Below are 16,355 nucleotides of genomic sequence, written 5' to 3'. Positions count from 1 at the left end.
GGCTCAGCGCCGGCGGTCGTCGTCGTCCCAGGGGCCTTCCCACCAGCCGGCGCGACCGTCGTCGTCGGGACCTCGGCGCCGACGGGAGCGCACGAACTGCACCACGAACACGGTCAACGAGCTGAGCAGGATCAGGAAGACGACGAGGAAGAGCACGTCACTCTGGTTCATGGGCGTTTCCCCTCCGCGGCGTCCGCGACGATCTTCGCGATGCGGGCGGACCGGGTCTCCGGGCGCTTGGCCATCGCGATGTGCGTGAGTCCGAACTTCCTGACCGACTTCGGGAACGCGTCCCAGTTCTCCCGCGCGGCCGGGACGGCGTCGAGTGCCGCCGCGAACTCTTCCGGCTCGATCCCGGCCTCCGGTCCGTCGAGCACGGTCCAGGAGCCGTTCGCCTTCGCGACCTCGAGCACGCGGATGCCGGCCGGCGCGAGCAGCCCTGCGGCCTCGAGCTCCGCGATACGTGCCTTGTTCGTCGCCGCCCATCCGCTGCCGGGGCGTCGAGGGGAGAACCACTGGCCGTTGGCGCGGTCGTCCGATCCGTCGCCGAACACGCGCACGGGGCCGTCGATCCAACCGAAGCACAGCGCCTGCCGCACGGCATCCTCGTAGCCGACGCCGCCCGCACCGCTGCCCCGCACGCTCAGCAGCCAGACGCCGGCGGCCCGCTCATGGTTCTCCTCGAGCCACGCGCGCCAGGCCGCGGCATCCGCTGCCGTGATCCGTTCGCCGTCGTCGAGCGCGCCCATGCCTACTTCTTGGTCTTGACCGTCGTGATCGTCTCGGTGATGCGCGGCAGCAGATCGGCCACGGACTGCACGATCTCGTCGGGACGGAACGGGTACTTCTCGATCTCGGCCTGGTCGCTGATCCCGGTGAGCACGAGCACGGTGTGCAGGCCCGCCTCGATGCCGGCGACGACATCGGTGTCCATGCGGTCGCCGATCATGCCGGTGCGCTTCGAGTGCGCGCCGATCTTGTTGAGCGCCGAGCGGAACATCATCGGGTTCGGCTTTCCCACGACATACGGCTCCTTGCCCGTGGCCTTCGTGATGAGCGCTGCGATCGCGCCGGTGGCCGGCAGCGGTCCGTCGGTGCTCGGGCCCGTGGCATCCGGATTCGTGACGATGAAGCGCGCGCCGCCGATGATGAGGCGGATCGCCTTCGTGATCGCTTCGAACGAGTAGTTGCGCGTCTCGCCGACGACCACGAAGTCGGGGTTCGTCTCGGTCATGATGAAGCCGGCATCGTGCAGAGCGGTCAGTATGCCCGCCTCGCCGATCACGAACGCGGAGCCGCCGGGGAGCTGCTGCTTCAAGAAGTCGGCGGTCGCGAGGGCCGAGGTCCAGATGCGCTCCTCGGGCACGTGCAGTCCGCTGATGCGGAGGCGTGCCGACAGGTCGCGCGCGGTGAAGATCGAGTTGTTGGTGAGCACCAGGTAGGGGATGCCCGCGCTCTCCCAACCGGCGAGCAGCTCGGACGCCCCGGGGATGGCGTCGTTCTCATGGACGAGCACGCCATCCATGTCGGTCAGCCAGCATTCGATGTCGTCACGTTGTGCCATGTGCACAGCCTAGAGGGCGCACCTGTCCATTCGAATCGCGCAAATGGCTCAGTTTCACCTCGAAACGCAACCACTCGCGCGGTTCGAAACCGGGAGGCTACGGGGCAGGGGTCTCGGTGGCGAACTTCGGGTCGCCGGGGGTGATGCCGAAGAACAGCGGATCGGTCGGGGACTCGGAATCCGACGGGAGGTAGCCGCCGAGGAAGACCTCATCGCCGAAGAGCATGTCGGAGAGATCGTGGGCGTTGCCGGGGCGGCAGGTGGTGGCAGCCGAGATCTGGGCGTTGCCGTTCTTGCGGAATTCGACGAGGAGCAGCTCGAAGCCGCGTTCGTCGGCGACGGCGATCTGGACGAGCGAGTCCTTTCCCTCGCCGAGCGTGCGGCGGCTGGGAGACAAGCCGGCATCCGTGAGGTACTGCTCGACGGCGTCGGCATTCTGCTCGCGATCCGCGAGGTCCATGGTGAGGCGTCGCCCCAGATGGAACTGGTACCCGTTGCCGTCGTCGCAGTTGTCCGGCTGCATGCCGTAGTCGCCGATCTGCCCGACGATCCAGGGGCCGGTGGACAGGACCGACTGCACCCCGTTCACGAACTCCCGGTAGTCCATGTAGGTCTGCTCCGCGTCGGCGTACAGTGCCTCGCCCGTCGGGACGGGTTCCGCGGTGTCACATCCGGTCATGGTCATCACTCCTGTCAATGCCAATGCGAGAACTACCAGCGCGCGCTTGCGCTTTCGCGTACGTCGGATCACCACAGCCACCAATCATCGCTTCCGTATCCGCCCGGGGTCGTCAGCGGTTCGCCGGTCTCGATGATGTTCACGATGTTCGCGAACGATTCGGACCCTTCTTGAAGGTACCCGCCGGGATGACCGGTCGAGCCGATGGGGAAGTCGCCCTCGTCGTGTGTTCCGTGCCCGGGCGTCTGCAACAGCGGCTCACCGTCGTGATGCTGCGACGTGGGGGCGGAGCCGTCGCGGTTCGGGGCGTAGCCGCCGTTGCTGTCGAACGACACCGCGCCGTCGAGGCTGCCCGGATCGATGGGGTGCGATCCCCAGGTGAACGGATTCTCCGGAGCCCACCGCCCTTTTCGCGCCCAGGCGTCTTCGGGAGAGGTCGATGCGTAGATGTTCGTGCCGGTGTAATCGACGCGCGCGTCGGGGTCGCCGCCGAGAGCATGATCGGTGAGACCCGCCGAGCCGATCGCGATCAGATTGTCGACGCCCAGGTTGTCGTCGGCGCTGCCGACCGCGAGGAACGCGGTGGTACTGCCGTAGGAATGGCCGATCACCGTGGTGACGGCATCGTGCAGGGCGGCCTGATCGAGCCCTCGCAGGAACGTGGTCAGGCTCTCGGCGCCCGTGACGGCCTGATCCGTGCTGCTGACCGTCACCAGGTTCGGGGTGTCGTAGCCGAACCACACGATCGTCGCGCCCCGACCGCCGTCGTTGCTGATCGCACGGTTCATGTCGATGGAGGTCTGTCCCCAGTTGCCGAGCTGATTCAGCTCCGACATCATTCCGCCGAGGAGGACGTTGACGTTCGTCACCCCGGTGAGCGGGTCGGAGAAGGCTCCCTCGACATACTCGAAGCCGTCGACGTAGAGCAGTGCGGCCGTTGCCTGGTTCTTGTCGAACAGGTTGAGCGAGATGGGCACGCCACCGCGGCGGAGTTCGTCGATCAGGACGTCGAGCTCCGTGTCCCGCGGCTCGCCCCAATCGATGGCGTCCGCGTCCAGGAGGGTCTTCGCGTTCGCCGCGATCCGGTACGCGTAGGGAACGCCTTCGAGGTTGCCGATGAACCCCGGGTACGCCTCGACGTAGTGCTCCTTCTGCGCGTCGGTGAGGGTGTCCCAGATCGCGGCGACCTCGGCGGGCGAATCCGCATCGGCGAGGGAGGCGAGGGCGGCGGCATCCGCGGCGGACACGTAGTCGTCGTCGACGCTCGCGAGGGCCGCGACGGCGCGGGCATAGGCGTCGTCCCACGACTCGAATGCGCGCTCCCACGCTGCCCATGCCTCTTCGAGGTCGGATGCTGCGCCGGCGCTGCCGGTCTGCGCGGTCTCCACGGCGTCCCGGTAGCGCTCGTCCCGCGCCTGCAGGGTCCGGGCGGGCGTGGCCACGTCTTCACCGGAGCTCCACGCGTCGTACTCGTCGCTGCGCTGCCAGGTGCTCAGCTCCGTCTGGGCATCCGCGAGGTCGGCGTCGGCCGTCGCGACAGCGGCCTGAGCCTGGGTGACCGAATCCATCAGCTGGTTCGCGCGGCCCCCGTGCTCCTCGGCGCCCTGGCCGTAGGCGAGGACGATGCCCTTGATGCGGCGGATGCGCGCGGACGGAGACGCGAACGCGGCGGCGACGTCGCCCGCCATGGCCTTCGCCTGGTCGAGCGCCTGCCCGCGTCCTTCGAGGTTGTCGGTCACGTTGCGCAGCACGAGCTGCATCGCCGCGACCTCGGCGGCGGCATCCTCGAGGTGTCCGTGGAGACTGTTCAGCTGTCCCACGTCGTAGTCGATGCGCTCGAACGGATAGCCCTTGGGTGAGGCGGTCACAGCGGAAGGTCTTCCCAGTCGGCGCCGAGGCGCAGGTCGAGGTCGGCGGTCTGCGTCTCCAGCATCAGGAGCCGACCGGCGATCTTCTGCACGTCATCCTGACCGATCTGCACCAGCGCATGCGTCTCCCCGATGGCGCCCTCCAGCATGTCCCGCAGCGACGTGCGACCGACCGGCGCCTGCACCCCGGTGTCAGCGGCGTGCGCGGTGCTCATCTTCGCTTCGAGGTCACGCGCCGACACCTCGAGCTCCGTGCGCTGCGTCGACAGCACCAGCTGCGTGATGCTGAAATCCTGTGACATGAACCAACCCCCCGGGTCTGGACAACAGCCTAGGAGATCAGCGCGAGGTGAGACGGGGGGGAATTCCCCATGCCTGTCTCAGGCCGTGAGCCAGATCGCGTCGGCGGCGTGCGCGACCTCGGCCTCGGTCCCGCCGATCGAGAAGCCGTTGGCGGTGACCGTCACCTCGACGCCCACGGCGAGGCCCGAGGCCTCGACGGCGCGCAGCACCTCCGGGTCCTGGTCGCTCACGCGGAGGACGTGCCCGACGTGGCCGACCGGGGCGTCGGCCAGCAGCACGAACGGCACGCGCTCGATGTGGCCGTCGGCGTCGGGGATCGCATCGCCGTGCGGGTCAAAGCGGGGGCGGCCCAGACGCGCGTCGATGCCTTCGAGCAGCCGGTCGCTGATGGTGTGCTCGAGCACCTCGGCCTCGTCGTGCACCTCGTCCCAGCCGTAGTCGAACTCCTGCACCAGCCAGGTCTCGATGAGGCGGTGCCGGCGCACCATCGAGAGGGCGCGGACGGTGCCGGCATCCGTCAACCGCACCGCACCGTAGGGAACGTGCGAGACGAGGCCCGCGGCGGCGAGCTTCTTCACCATCTCGGTGACCGACGAAGGGGCGATGCCGAGCTTCGCGGCGAGCACCGATGGTGTGATCGGCGCGTCCTGCCACTCGGTATGCGCGTAGACGGTCTTCAGATAGTCGTCAGCTGCCGGGGATGCCACCGGTCCAGCCTACGGTGTGCGCTCGCGCGCCCACGCGGTGAGCCCGTGGATCAGTGCGCGCACGCCGATCTCGAACGTGCGGCGGGCAGGGTCGTCGCTGAGGCGCGCGCGGGCGGCTTCGGCCGCGGCGAAAGCGGGGAACTCCGGGGCGAGCTCTCCCGGCGCCATGTTGTCGGCCGGGGCGAGGGCGTCCAGCGCGGAGCCGATGATGAACGACTCCAGCGCGACGATGGCATCCACGATCGTGTCGGTCGGCCACCCGTCGTCGGTGAGGAGCCGGGCGATCTGCTCGTAGTCCGCGAACGAGCCCTCGTCGGCGTCGATCGGCGAGGTGGCGAGCATCACCATGGCCTCCGGCGCGGCGATCGCGGCGTCGCGGTAGCTGTGCGCCCAGGTCAGGAGCGCGTCGTCGACGGGCATCTCGTGCAGCACGGGGGAGACGAGCGCGCGGCTCACCTGCCCGCGCATGGCCCGGATCACGGCGTCGCGGTTCGCGAAGTGGTGGTACAGCGCCGAGGTGCGCACGCCCAGCGATTCCGCGAGTGCGGTCATCGTGAACTGCCGCGGCGTGCGCTGCGCGCTGAGCCGGAACGCGGCCTTCAGGATGCGCTCCTCGGTGAGCACCTGCGTGGACGGTCGACCGACGCTGCGCGGAGATTTCGTCATCGTGCTCGATTCTGCTCGGGTGTCTGGTATTTTATTGAAACTCTTTCAATACTGACGAAGGCACAGCCATGACCGGTTTCGACGCCGACACCATTGTCACCGGCGCGCACGTGGTGACGATGGACCCGCGCCGCCCGCACGCCACGGCCTTCGCGGTGCGCGACGGCCGTTTCCTCGCGGTCGGCGATGACGCCCTGGTCCGCGAGCTGCGCGGGCCGCGCACCGTCGTGCACGACCTCGGCGGCGCGGCCGTGACCCCCGGACTCATCGACGCGCACCTGCATCCGATCCAGGGGATCGAGCTGACGGCCGGGATCGACCTGGGCGGCCTGACCACGGGAGCCGCGCTTCTCGCGGCGCTGCGTGCCGAGGCTGACCGCGCGCTCGCCGAAGACGCCGACCCGTGGGTGCGCGGCTGGAACCTCGACTACGACGTCTTCCACGACCTGCCGATGACGGCGGAGGCGATCGAGGATGCCGTGCGCGGCCTCCCGGCCCTGCTGATCGTGTTCGACGGCCACACCGCGCTCGCCAGTCGCGCGGGGCTGAGCCGGGCGGGTATCACCGGCGCACGCGAGTTCGAGGACTCGTCCTGCGTCGTCGTGGACTCCGACGGCCGCCCCACCGGAGAACTGCGGGAACTCGGCGCCTACGAGCCGGTGCGGCTGAGCGCCCCGGCGCTGAACCGCGACCAGACCCTCGCCGTCGGCCACGAGCTGCTGCGCGGGCTGCGCGACTCCGGCCTCACCGGCGGCACGATCATGGACGGCGGCTTCGCGACGCTCGCACTGCTCGATGCCCTGGAGCAGGGGCCGGGCCTCCCGATCCGCATCGTCTCGGCGATCGACCACGAGCCCGGATTCGACGAGGAGCGGACGGCCGCGAACCTCGCGATGCGCGACCGCCGCGGTGACCGGTGGCGTGGCGGCGTGGTCAAACTCTACGCCGACGGCGTGGTCGAGACCGGCACCGCCTGGCTGCACGAGCCGGATGCCGCCGGCGCGGGCCTGGAGCCGTTCTGGAAGGATGCCGCCGCGTACGCCCGCACCGTGCGACGGTACGCCGATGCCGGGTTCCAGGTCGCGACGCATGCCATCGGCGACCGCGCCGTCGCGGAGGTCGTCGACGCCTATCTCGCCGCCGGTGTGCGCAGCGCCTCGGGCGCCCCGCACCGCATCGAGCACCTGGAGACGACGACCGACCGGGACGTCGCCCGCATCGCCGCTGCGGGTATCACCGCCTCGATGCAGCCGCTGCACATGCAGTGGCGCAAGGCCGACGGCTCCGACGACTGGTCGAGCAGGCTTGGACCCGTCCGCGCCGCGCGTGCCTGGCGGGTGCGCGACTACTGGGACGCCGGAGCGCCCCTCGCCCTCGGGTCCGACTGGCCCATCGCGCAGAACGACGCCCGCATCGGCCTCGCCTGGTCGATGCTGCGCCGCCGCCCGGGCGACCCCGACGCCCCGGTCTTCGAGCCGGCGCAGGTGCTCACCCCGTACCAGGCGCTGCACGGATACACCGTCGGCGCCGCCCGGGCCCAGGGAGACGCCGACCTCGGCCGCATCGCCCCCGGGTTCCGGGCCGACTACGCCGTGTGGGCGGAGAACCCGCTGCACGTCTCCCTGGACGACCTCCCCGACCTGCCCGTACAGGCCACGGTCGTCGGCGGCACCGAGCCCTGACCCCCGGCTCGACCGCACCCTCCTCCGCATCCCCTTCACACTGAGGTGACTTCCATGCCTGAATTCGGCGCTCTCGCGCTCCTCCCCATCGCGGTGATCCTCATCGTCGCGGTCGCCACCCGGCGCACCCTCTTCGCCCTGCTCTGCGGCACCGTCGCCGGGGCCCTGATCCTCGGCGGCTGGGGCGGGTTCGACGTCTGGGTCGAGTACACCGGCAAGGCGCTGTCCAACGAGACGGCGCAGTGGCTCCTGCTGATCGTGGCGCTGTTCGGCATCCTGATGATGCTGTTCGAGAAGTCGGGCATCGTCACCGACTTCGCGAACTGGGCCGAGCGCTTCGTCACCTCGCGCCGCAAGTCGACCGTGCTGACGTTCCTGCTCTCGGTCGTGCTGTTCGTCGACGACTACCTGAACGTGCTCACCACGGGCACCTCGATGAAGCAGGTGACCGACCGCTACCGGGTGCCGCGCACGCAGCTCGGCGCGATCATGAAGATGACGGCCGCGCCGATCGCCGTCCTCATCCCGGTGTCGACGTGGGCGCTGTTCTTCTCCGGACTGTTCGAGGCGCAGGGCGTCACGGTCGGCGGCACGGGCTTCGGCGCCTATCTGCAGGCGATCCCGTTCATCTTCTTCGGTTGGGCCGCTCTCGCGGTCGCCCTCCTCATGAGCATCGGCTGGCTGCCGAAGCTCGGTGTGATCAAGCGCGACGCGATCCGCGCGGAGCGTGACGGCGACGTCTTCCCGCTCGGCACGACCGACGACGAGCGTCGCGCCGAGGGCGTGGCCCTCCTCGCCGAGCTCAAGGCCGACGACCCGGACGGCTCGACCGCGCAGCGCGTCGCCACCGCGCTGGCCACCTCGACCGATTCCTCGACCGGCACCGGGCGCAAGCCCCAGCCGTGGGGCTTCCTGATCGCGATGGCCGTGCTCGTGGGCGTCACGATCGCGACCGATGCGAACGTCGTCGCCGGCACCGCTGCCTCGCTCGCGGTGACCCTCGTGATCGTGCTCGTGCAGCGTCGGCTCAGCATCCGCGGAGTCCTGGACGCCGCGCTCGAGGGCATCGAGAGCATGCTGTTCGTGATGATCCTGACGGTCCTCGCGTTCATGGTGCAGGAGATGAACATCACGCTGCAGCTCGCCGAGTTCGTGATCCAGGTCACCGAGCCCGTGCTCACCCCCGCGCTGCTCCCCGCGATCGTCTTCGCGGTGTGCGGCATCTACGCGTACGCCACCGGATCGTTCTGGGACCTGGCCGCGGTGATCACCCCGGTCGTGCTCCCGCTGGCACTCGCGCTCGGGGCGGACCCGATCCTCGCCGGCGCCGCCGTGTTCTCCGGCGCCGCGCTCGGCAGCACGACATGCCTGTACGGCGACGGCATCATCCTCGCGTCGAGATCCATCGGCATCAAGCCGATCAACCTCATGCTCGCGATCCTGCCCTATGCGGGCATCGCCGCCGGTCTGTCGTTCGTGCTGTACCTGGTGACGGGTTTCGTCACGGCGTAGGCGGACGGACCCGCTCGGCGATACCGGTCAGCCGAGTGTGGTCAGGATGATGAACGCGGCCTGACCGGCGAAGAACAGCACGAGGAATCCGAGGAGGGCGGCGGCCAGCGAGAGCCGGCCGTCGAAACCCTCGACCTCGTCCATGCCGATCTTGCGGGCACGGAAGGCCAGCACGAGTGTGGCGACGCCGAGCGCCAGCTGCACCCACGGGCTGCCGGGGCCGATGACCTTCGGGAAGGCGATCAGCAGGCCGCCGATCACGCCCGTCGCGAAGCCGATCCAGGTGAGGATGCGGACAGTGCGACGGGCGTTCTCGGCAGACATGTGTCGAGCCTATCCGGGCTCAGGCGCCGGTCAGCACCAGCCAGAGCAGGGCGCCGTTGAGCGCGATCAGCAGCACGGACGCGAGGATGCCGGCGGCCGTGGTCCAGCGTCGATTCGCCCAGGCGCCGAGTGTCCGCTTCTGCGCGGTGAGCGCGACGAGCGGGATCAGCGCGAACGGGATGCCGAACGACAGCACCACCTGGCTGAGGACCAGCGCGAGCGTGGGGTCGATGCCGGCGCCGAGGATCACGAGCGCGGGGATGAGCGTCACCAGGCGGCGGAGCAGCAGCGGGATGCGCACGTGCAGCAGTCCATGCATGATCTCCGCTCCCGCGTAGGCGCCCACCGAGGTCGAGGCCAGCCCCGACGCGAGCAGGCCGACCGCGAAGAAGGTCGCCACGACCGGACCGAGGCCGGCGGCGAGGGCGGCGTGCGCGCCCTCCAGGGAGTCGGTGCCCTCGACACCGGCGAGGTTCGCGGCGGCGAGCAGCAGGATGCCGAGGTTCACGGAGCCGGCGATGACCATCGCGATCGAGACGTCCCAGCGGGTGGCGGTCAGCAGGCGGCGGATGCGCGAGGTCTCGGTGCGCGCCGCCTCGTCGCCGGCGTGCGCAGTGGTGGCCCCGAAGCGATCGCGGGCGAGGGAGGAGTGTGCGTAGATCGCGTGCGGCATGATCGTGGCGCCGAGGATGGACGCGGCCAGCAGCACCGATCCGGTGCCCTCGAAGCGCGGGACCATGCCGCCGAGCACGCCCGCCGGGTCCGGAGGAGCCACGAAGAGCCCGGCGAGGAATCCGATCGTGATGATGAGCATGAGCCCGATGATCACGAACTCGAACGGGCGCGCACCGCCGCGGTTCTGCACCGCGAGCAGGATCATCGAGACCGCCCCGGTGATCAGTCCGCCCAGGAGCAGCGGGACGTCGAACAGCAGGTTGAGGGCGACCGCGCCGCCGATCACCTCGGCGAGGTCGGTGGCCATCGCGACGAGCTCGGCCTGCAGCCAGAAGGCGCGGCGGGCCCAGGGGCGCTTCAGGCGGGTGCCCAGCACCTCGGGAAGGCTCTGCCCGGTGACGACGCCGAGCTTGGCCGAGAGGTACTGGATCAGCCAGGCCATCACGTTGCCCGCGAGGACGACCCACACCAGCAGGTAGCCGTACTGCGCGCCCGCGGTCATGTTGCTGGCGACGTTGCCGGGGTCGAGGTAGGCCACGCCGGCGACGAGGGCCGGTCCGAGCAGCCACAGGCTGCGAGGCGCTCTCGCCGCGGGCGCGGCCGGGGTCGTCATCAGGAGATCCGAATTTTTAGGCACACCGAAACCGTAGCGTATTTTTCGGTCCACCTAAATATCTTCTGCGTCGGAACCGACGTGTCGCGGCGATAGCCTGGCGGGATGGACGACGAGGCGCCGGAGAGCACCACCCCAGACGCCCCGACGGGTTCGATCGCCCAGCCCGGCTACGGCGTCGGCCCCTGGCCCGGCGGCGAGGAGGCCTGGCCCGAGGGCCCGCAGTACGATCCCGAGCTCCTGGCCGCGGGAGACACCCGCAACGTGATCGACCGCTACCGCTATTGGCGGATGGAGGCGATCGTGGCCGACCTCGACACGCAGCGGCATCCGTTCCACGTCGCCATCGAGAACTGGCAGCACGACATGAACATCGGGTCGATCGTGCGCAGCGCCAACGCGTTCCTCGCCGACACCGTGCACATCATCGGCCGCCGCCGCTGGAACAAGCGCGGCGCCATGGTCACCGACCGCTACCAGCACGTCGTCCATCATGAAGACGTCGAGACGTTCGCCGCGTGGGCCGCGGCCGAGGGCATCCCGATCATCGCGGTCGACAACGTCGACGGTGCGGTCCCGGTCGATCGCGCCGACCTCCCGCAGCGGTGCGTGCTCCTGTTCGGTCAGGAAGGGCCGGGCTTGTCGGCGGAGGCGCTCGCCGCGGCATCCGCCCACATCGAGATCACCCAGTACGGGTCGACGCGCTCGATCAACGCGAGCGCCGCCGCCGCCGTGATCATGTACGAGTGGTGTCGGAGATACGCGGGCTGATCGCGTTCAGGAACCCCTCGACAGGCCGATTCGGCGGGCGTAGCGTGAGTGCCGATCGAGGAGGCCGACATGGCAGGTGTCACACCCATCCGCCCGTATCTGTGGTTCGTCGATTCGGCGCAGGAGGCGATGGAGTACTACGTCTCGGTGTTCCCGAACTCGTCGATCGATCGCGTGACCCTCTATCCCGACGAGAACCTCAGCGAGCACTTCGAGGGCATGTCGGGGAAGGTCATCAACGGCGAGTTCACTCTGGATGGCACGCGGTTCGGCTGCATCGACGGTGGCCCGGTCTTCCGCTTCAACGAGGCCGTGTCCTTCGTGATCGAGTGCGCCGACCAGGAAGAGATCGACCACTACTGGAGCGCGCTCTCGGCGGTGCCGGAGTCGGAGGCGTGCGGCTGGTGCAAGGACCGGTTCGGCGTCAGCTGGCAGGTGATCCCTGCCGGCCTCGACCTGCTGCAGCAGCGGCCCGAGCAGATCCAGGCGCTGATGCACATGAAGAAGATCGTGATCGCGGAGCTCGAGATCGCCTGACCGCGCGCTCCGCTCGCGGGACCGACGCCGGTCAGCCGCGGTCGATGCCGAACAGGTGGCGGTAGATCGCGTTGACGTCGCGGTCGAGATGGTCGATGCGTCCGTGGACCGCCCGGATCTCTCCCCGCACACTCGCGAACTCGGTCCGCACACTCGCGAACTCGCTTCCGAACTCCCGCCGCATGCTCGCGAACTCGTTCTGTATGCTCCGCAGGAAGATCGTCGACACGAGCGTGATCGTGCCGAACATCCCGGCGGCGAAGACGCCGATCAGCGTCCAGACCTGTGGTTCCGTCATCCCCAACATCCCTTCAGTGTCTCCCGATCATCGTCGAGGTGCCAGGGCGGGGAGACGCTGTATTCCGGGGATTCCAGGGGATGGGGAGAAGTCGCGATCAGCAGAGTCGGTGCAGGAAAGAGCTGGTCGATGCGCGCAGCGGTGTCGTCATGCGTTCGCTCCCAGCCATCGGCCCGATCGGACGCGCCATCCCAGGGTGCCGAGGCGCGCGAGCAGGTACACCCCGAAGAAGGCGACCGCGAGCCAGATGAGTCCCGCCATGCCGTCGACCCCGCTGGCGGCGATGATCCAGAGCGCGGGCAGGAACGGGACGAGGTTCAGGCCCCCGGCGATCGCGAGGTACCGAGCGTCGTTCGCGCCCATGAGCACCCCGTCGAGCACGAACACCACGCCGGCGATCGGCTGCGCGACGGCGAGCACGAGCAGCGCCGGCTGGACGAGCGCCGCGATCTCGGCATCGCCCGTGAACACGATGCCGAGCACGCCGGACAGGGCCGCTATCAGGCCGCCGACGATCACGCCGAACCAGGCGCCCCACGCGACCGTGCGACCGAGCACACGATGCACCTGCTGCTCGTCGCCGGCGCCGAGCTCCTTGCCGATGAGGGCCTGGGCGGCGATCGCCAGCGCGTCGAGCGCGAAGGCCGCGGCGGAGAAGATCGTGAACACGATCTGCCACCCGGCGAGCTCCTCGGTGCCGATGCCGGTCGCGACGCCGACCGTCGCGAGCAGCGCGACGCGCAGGCTCACCGTGCGCAGGAACAGCCAGCCGCCCGAGGTGGCCGTGTTGCGGATGCCGGCGCGCTGGGCGCGCAGAGACGCGCTGTGCCGGGTGGCGAGGCGGCGGATGACGAGCACATAGGCGGCGACCATGCCCCACTGCGCGGTCACCGTGCCGGCGGCCGAACCCGCGATGCCCCACCCGAACCCGTAGATGAACAGCCAGTTGAGCAGGGCGTTCGCGCCGAAGCCGAGTCCCGCGATCCACAGCGGGGTCATCGTGTCCTGCATGCCGCGGAGCAGACCCGTCGCGGCGAACACGATGAGCATCGCCGGCAGGCCCCACATCGAGATCACGAGGTACTCGTCCGCCTGGGCGGCGACGGCGTCGCTCGCTCCGAACAGGGAGACCAGCCACGGCGAGGAGACCGCACCGACGACCGCGAGCACGGCGCCGAGCCCGAGGGCGAGCCACATGCCGTTCACGCCGACGGACACGGCCTCGCCCGGCTGCCTCGCACCGAAACGGCGTGCCACCGCGGGGGTGGTCGAGTAGGCGAGGAACACCATGAGCCCGACGATGGTCTGCAGCACCGCGCCGGCGATGCCGAGTCCGGCGAGCGGTGTCGTGCCCAGGTGCCCCACGAGCGCGGCATCCACGATCAGGAAGGCCGGCTCCGCGATGAGGGCGCCGAGGGCGGGGACGGCCAGGCGCAGGATCTCTCGGTTGAGGGAGGTGCGCGCGGTCATCCTCCGAGCCTATGGCGTGGGGCCGACGTCCTCGCGACCGTCCGTCAGGGGAGTCGTAGGGTGGAGAGGAACCCGGATGCCACGGAGGTGGATCATGACGGACCCCAGGGACGCGGCGGCGCGATACCTCGCGAATCAGCAGCACGGCGGGGGCGCGGACGGCGATGAGGAGACGGGGACGCCACCCGGGGCGGCCGCCGCGGTCGACCGCGCGGCGTTCATCGAGACCGCCATCCAGGTCGCGATCCGTCGCGGCGAGTTCGATGACCTGCCCGGTGCCGGGAAGCCTCTGGAGGGGCTCGGCACCCACCACGACCCGGACTGGTGGATCCGCCGCAAGATCGAGACCGAGAACCTCACGGGGCTCGGCCCTCCCGCCATCCTGCTCCGCACCGAGGATCGCGAACTGGACGACCAGCTCGACCTGCTCGGGCGCGAGTCGGACGTGCGCGACGTGGTGGAGGACTTCAACCGGCGTGTGCGCGAGGCGCGGCGTCAGCTCCAGGGCGGTCCGCCCGTCGTCACCGCACCGCGGGACGTGGAGGCCGAGGTCGAGGCGTGGCGCGCTCGCCGAGCGGCACGGCCGGCGCCCGCCGCCCCCGAGGCTCCCACCCGTCGCGGACGCTGGTTCCGTCGGCGCTGAGTCGCGGATGCCGACACGGGGAGGAAGGTGCTTCTCGACACAGTGGGGGAGGCGGGTCATAGGCTGGGGCGCATGACTGACGTTCTTCCCGTGGGCCTCGCCCTTGATGAGTTCAGCTCCGACATCCGCCCGCAGGACGACCTCTATCGCCACGTGAACGGCGCCTGGCTCGCCCGCACCGAGATCCCCGGCGACAAGGCGCGCTGGGGCTCGTTCCACCTCCTGGCCGAGCAGGCGGAGAAAGACGTCCGCGCGATCATCGAGGAGTCGCAGGACGCGGCGGAGGGCACCCTCGCCCGCAAGATCGGCGACCTGTTCGCGAGCTTCATGGACACCGAGCGCATCGACGCCGCCGGTGTCGCCCCGCTGGCGGAGACCCTCGCCGAGATCGATGCGATCGACGGCATCCCGGCCTTCCTGCGCACGGTGGGCACCTACGACCGCGACGGCCGCGCGTCGGTGATCGGCCTCTACGTCGACGGAGACCCCGGCGACCCGGAGCGCTACCTGCCGGTGCTCGTGCAGGCCGGGCTGTCCCTGCCCGACGAGAGCTACTTCCGCCTCGACACCTTCGCCGACACCCGGGCCGCGTACCGCGCGCACCTCGAGCGCCTGCTCGGGCTGGCGGGCGTCGCGGATGCCGGGGCGAACGCCGACCGTGCCATCGCGCTCGAGACCGAGCTCGCGGGCCACCACTGGGACAATGTCCGCAGCCGTGACGCGGTCGCGACCTACAACCTCAAGACGTGGGAGGAGCTGCAGGAGCTCGCGGGCGTCGATCTGGCCCCGTGGCGCGAGGCGGTCTCGCCCTCGAACCCCGCGGCCTTCGACGAGGTCGTCGTCTCGCAGCCCAGCTTCTTCGAGGGCCTGGGCTCGCTGCTCACCGCCGAGCGCCTGGACGACTGGAAGGCCTGGCTGCGCGCGAAGGCCGTGCACGCGGCGGCGCCCTACCTCACCGACGATCTGGTGCAGGAGAACTTCTCCTTCTACGGCACCGAGCTCACCGGCGTCCCCACGATCCGCGAGCGCTGGAAGCGCGGCGTCTCGCTCACCGAGGGGGCTCTCGGCGAGGCGATCGGCAAGGTCTACGTCGAGCGGCACTACCCGCCGACGGCGAAGGCGGCGATGGACGAGCTGGTCGCGAACCTCGTCGAGGCCTACCGGCAGAGCATCACCGAGCTCGAGTGGATGACGGCGGAGACCCGTGAGCGCGCGCTCGCCAAGCTCGACGCGTTCACCCCGAAGATCGGCCACCCCGAGGTGTGGCGCGACTACTCGAGCCTCGAGATCGACCGGGCCGACCTGTTCGGGAACGTGCGCCGGGCCTCGATCTTCGAACACGACCGCAACGTCGACAAGGTGGGCAAGCCCATCGACCGCACGGAGTGGCACATGCCGCCGCAGATGGTCAACGCGTACTACAACCCGTCGATGAACGAGATCGTGTTCCCCGCGGCCATCCTGCAGTACCCGTTCTTCGACGCCGGACGTGACGCGGCCGCGAACTACGGCGGCATCGGTGCGGTCATCGGCCACGAGATCGGACACGGCTTCGACGACCAGGGCAGCCGCTACGACGGCGACGGCCGGCTGCAGGACTGGTGGACGGATGCCGACCGCTCGGCGTTCGAGGAGCGGACGAAGGCGCTCATCGCGCAGTACGACGCTCTGGTGCCGGAAGGCCTCGATGCCGAGCACCACGTCAACGGCGCGCTGACGATCGGCGAGAACATCGGCGACCTCGGCGGACTCGGCATCGCCCTGAAGGCCTACGAGCTGTCGCTCGGCGGGGCCGAGGCGCCCGTGATCGACGGTTACACGGGCGTGCAGCGCCTGCTGCTGTCGTGGGCGCAGGTGTGGCAGCAGAAGAGCCGCGACGCCGAGACCCTGCGGCTGCTGACGATCGATCCGCACTCGCCGAATGAGTTCCGCTGCAACCAGATCGTGCGCAACATCGACGCCTTCTACGAGGCCTTCGGGGTGGCAGAGACCGACGCGCTCTGGCTCCCCGCGGAGTCGCGGGTGACCATCTGGTGACCAATC

At 69.8% G+C, this 16,355-nt stretch carries 18 protein-coding genes; 6 read left to right on the top strand and 12 right to left on the bottom strand.

From position 1 onward, the window contains the following. Positions 1-3: 3 nt before the first annotated feature. The 8 genes from AC07VM_RS05725 to AC07VM_RS05690 all read right to left on the bottom strand — a co-directional run bounded on the left by AC07VM_RS05725 (position 4) and on the right by AC07VM_RS05690 (position 5,787). Positions 4-171: a hypothetical protein gene (locus tag AC07VM_RS05725; protein WP_494910328.1), complete on the bottom strand. Its 168-nt coding sequence runs from the start codon at positions 169-171 to the stop codon at positions 4-6. After that, a complete protein-coding gene (locus AC07VM_RS05720; protein WP_494910327.1) occupies positions 168-749 on the bottom strand; it encodes a YdeI/OmpD-associated family protein in 582 nt (193 codons plus the stop codon). The genes AC07VM_RS05725 and AC07VM_RS05720 overlap by 4 nt, the downstream gene beginning before the upstream one ends. A gap of 2 nt (positions 750-751) precedes the next feature. After that, entirely contained in the window at positions 752-1,564 is an 813-nt protein-coding gene (locus tag AC07VM_RS05715; RefSeq protein WP_021198233.1) for an HAD-IIA family hydrolase, read from the bottom strand. Positions 1,565-1,661: 97 nt separating this feature from the next. After that, entirely contained in the window at positions 1,662-2,243 is a 582-nt protein-coding gene (locus AC07VM_RS05710; protein ID WP_494910326.1) for a hypothetical protein, read from the bottom strand. 68 nt (positions 2,244-2,311) lie between these two features. After that, the gene (locus tag AC07VM_RS05705; RefSeq protein WP_494910325.1) at positions 2,312-4,111 is read right to left on the bottom strand and encodes an alpha/beta hydrolase; all 1,800 of its coding nucleotides are present in this window, start codon (positions 4,109-4,111) and stop codon (positions 2,312-2,314) included. Continuing rightward, positions 4,108-4,413, bottom strand: a complete 306-nt coding sequence (locus AC07VM_RS05700) for a hypothetical protein (protein ID WP_494910324.1) — start codon at positions 4,411-4,413, stop codon at positions 4,108-4,110. The genes AC07VM_RS05705 and AC07VM_RS05700 overlap by 4 nt, the downstream gene beginning before the upstream one ends. Positions 4,414-4,491: 78 nt before the next feature. Continuing rightward, positions 4,492-5,121: a metal-dependent transcriptional regulator gene (locus AC07VM_RS05695; RefSeq protein ID WP_494910323.1), complete on the bottom strand. Its 630-nt coding sequence runs from the start codon at positions 5,119-5,121 to the stop codon at positions 4,492-4,494. 9 nt (positions 5,122-5,130) lie between these two features. Further along, a complete protein-coding gene (locus AC07VM_RS05690; protein ID WP_494910322.1) occupies positions 5,131-5,787 on the bottom strand; it encodes a TetR/AcrR family transcriptional regulator in 657 nt (218 codons plus the stop codon). A gap of 68 nt (positions 5,788-5,855) precedes the next feature. Between AC07VM_RS05690 and AC07VM_RS05685 the strand changes: the two genes are divergently transcribed. Continuing rightward, the gene (locus AC07VM_RS05685) at positions 5,856-7,469 is read left to right on the top strand and encodes an amidohydrolase (RefSeq protein ID WP_494910321.1); all 1,614 of its coding nucleotides are present in this window, start codon (positions 5,856-5,858) and stop codon (positions 7,467-7,469) included. A 54-nt stretch (positions 7,470-7,523) separates the two neighbouring features. Continuing rightward, positions 7,524-8,981 (top strand): Na+/H+ antiporter NhaC family protein, encoded by a 1,458-nt coding sequence (locus AC07VM_RS05680; protein WP_267416199.1) that lies wholly within the window; start codon positions 7,524-7,526, stop codon positions 8,979-8,981. Between the two features lie 27 nt (positions 8,982-9,008). Here AC07VM_RS05680 and AC07VM_RS05675 read toward each other — a convergent pair whose 3' ends face one another. Beyond that, positions 9,009-9,305 carry a hypothetical protein gene (locus AC07VM_RS05675; protein ID WP_494910320.1) on the bottom strand — a complete coding sequence of 99 codons (297 nt, stop codon included), beginning with the start codon at positions 9,303-9,305 and terminating at the stop codon, positions 9,009-9,011. A gap of 19 nt (positions 9,306-9,324) precedes the next feature. Beyond that, the gene (locus AC07VM_RS05670) at positions 9,325-10,593 is read right to left on the bottom strand and encodes an Nramp family divalent metal transporter (RefSeq protein ID WP_494910319.1); all 1,269 of its coding nucleotides are present in this window, start codon (positions 10,591-10,593) and stop codon (positions 9,325-9,327) included. A 105-nt stretch (positions 10,594-10,698) separates the two neighbouring features. On the opposite strand from AC07VM_RS05670, the gene AC07VM_RS05665 reads away from it, so the two are divergent. Beyond that, positions 10,699-11,364, top strand: coding sequence for a TrmH family RNA methyltransferase (locus AC07VM_RS05665; protein ID WP_494910318.1), 666 nt, complete (start codon positions 10,699-10,701; stop codon positions 11,362-11,364). Positions 11,365-11,433: 69 nt separating this feature from the next. Further along, positions 11,434-11,901 carry a VOC family protein gene (locus AC07VM_RS05660; protein ID WP_494910317.1) on the top strand — a complete coding sequence of 156 codons (468 nt, stop codon included), beginning with the start codon at positions 11,434-11,436 and terminating at the stop codon, positions 11,899-11,901. 31 nt (positions 11,902-11,932) lie between these two features. On the opposite strand, the gene AC07VM_RS05655 is transcribed toward AC07VM_RS05660, so the two are convergent. Both AC07VM_RS05655 and AC07VM_RS05650 read right to left on the bottom strand, forming a co-directional pair. After that, entirely contained in the window at positions 11,933-12,199 is a 267-nt protein-coding gene (locus tag AC07VM_RS05655) for a hypothetical protein (protein ID WP_494910316.1), read from the bottom strand. A gap of 147 nt (positions 12,200-12,346) precedes the next feature. Beyond that, positions 12,347-13,669 carry an MATE family efflux transporter gene (locus AC07VM_RS05650; protein ID WP_494910315.1) on the bottom strand — a complete coding sequence of 441 codons (1,323 nt, stop codon included), beginning with the start codon at positions 13,667-13,669 and terminating at the stop codon, positions 12,347-12,349. Positions 13,670-13,763: 94 nt separating this feature from the next. Here AC07VM_RS05650 and AC07VM_RS05645 point away from each other — a divergent pair, with 94 nt between their 5' ends. Further along, positions 13,764-14,312, top strand: a complete 549-nt coding sequence (locus AC07VM_RS05645) for a DnaJ family domain-containing protein (protein ID WP_494910314.1) — start codon at positions 13,764-13,766, stop codon at positions 14,310-14,312. 72 nt (positions 14,313-14,384) lie between these two features. Next, positions 14,385-16,349 carry a M13 family metallopeptidase gene (locus AC07VM_RS05640; protein ID WP_494910313.1) on the top strand — a complete coding sequence of 655 codons (1,965 nt, stop codon included), beginning with the start codon at positions 14,385-14,387 and terminating at the stop codon, positions 16,347-16,349. Positions 16,350-16,355 lie beyond the last annotated feature (6 nt).

Source organism: Microbacterium sp. GW821-FHT01D02 (genome assembly GCF_059422585.1).
Note: the sequence above shows the minus strand (reverse complement) of the source record. Positions and strands in the feature narration are given on the sequence as shown.

Bases quoted from the DNA above. Each gene is read 5' to 3' on its own strand.
- AC07VM_RS05725 (WP_494910328.1), bottom strand. From the start codon at position 171: ATGAACCAGAGTGACGTGCTCTTCCTCGTCGTCTTCCTGATCCTGCTC.
- AC07VM_RS05720 (WP_494910327.1), bottom strand. From the start codon at position 749: ATGGGCGCGCTCGACGACGGCGAACGGATCACGGCAGCGGATGCCGCG.
- AC07VM_RS05715 (WP_021198233.1), bottom strand. From the start codon at position 1,564: ATGGCACAACGTGACGACATCGAATGCTGGCTGACCGACATGGATGGC.
- AC07VM_RS05710 (WP_494910326.1), bottom strand. From the start codon at position 2,243: ATGACCGGATGTGACACCGCGGAACCCGTCCCGACGGGCGAGGCACTG.
- AC07VM_RS05700 (WP_494910324.1), bottom strand. From the start codon at position 4,413: ATGTCACAGGATTTCAGCATCACGCAGCTGGTGCTGTCGACGCAGCGC.
- AC07VM_RS05690 (WP_494910322.1), bottom strand. From the start codon at position 5,787: ATGACGAAATCTCCGCGCAGCGTCGGTCGACCGTCCACGCAGGTGCTC.
- AC07VM_RS05685 (WP_494910321.1), top strand. From the start codon at position 5,856: ATGACCGGTTTCGACGCCGACACCATTGTCACCGGCGCGCACGTGGTG.
- AC07VM_RS05680 (WP_267416199.1), top strand. From the start codon at position 7,524: ATGCCTGAATTCGGCGCTCTCGCGCTCCTCCCCATCGCGGTGATCCTC.
- AC07VM_RS05675 (WP_494910320.1), bottom strand. From the start codon at position 9,305: ATGTCTGCCGAGAACGCCCGTCGCACTGTCCGCATCCTCACCTGGATC.
- AC07VM_RS05670 (WP_494910319.1), bottom strand. From the start codon at position 10,593: ATGACGACCCCGGCCGCGCCCGCGGCGAGAGCGCCTCGCAGCCTGTGG.
- AC07VM_RS05665 (WP_494910318.1), top strand. From the start codon at position 10,699: ATGGACGACGAGGCGCCGGAGAGCACCACCCCAGACGCCCCGACGGGT.
- AC07VM_RS05660 (WP_494910317.1), top strand. From the start codon at position 11,434: ATGGCAGGTGTCACACCCATCCGCCCGTATCTGTGGTTCGTCGATTCG.
- AC07VM_RS05655 (WP_494910316.1), bottom strand. From the start codon at position 12,199: ATGACGGAACCACAGGTCTGGACGCTGATCGGCGTCTTCGCCGCCGGG.
- AC07VM_RS05650 (WP_494910315.1), bottom strand. From the start codon at position 13,669: ATGACCGCGCGCACCTCCCTCAACCGAGAGATCCTGCGCCTGGCCGTC.
- AC07VM_RS05645 (WP_494910314.1), top strand. From the start codon at position 13,764: ATGACGGACCCCAGGGACGCGGCGGCGCGATACCTCGCGAATCAGCAG.
- AC07VM_RS05640 (WP_494910313.1), top strand. From the start codon at position 14,385: ATGACTGACGTTCTTCCCGTGGGCCTCGCCCTTGATGAGTTCAGCTCC.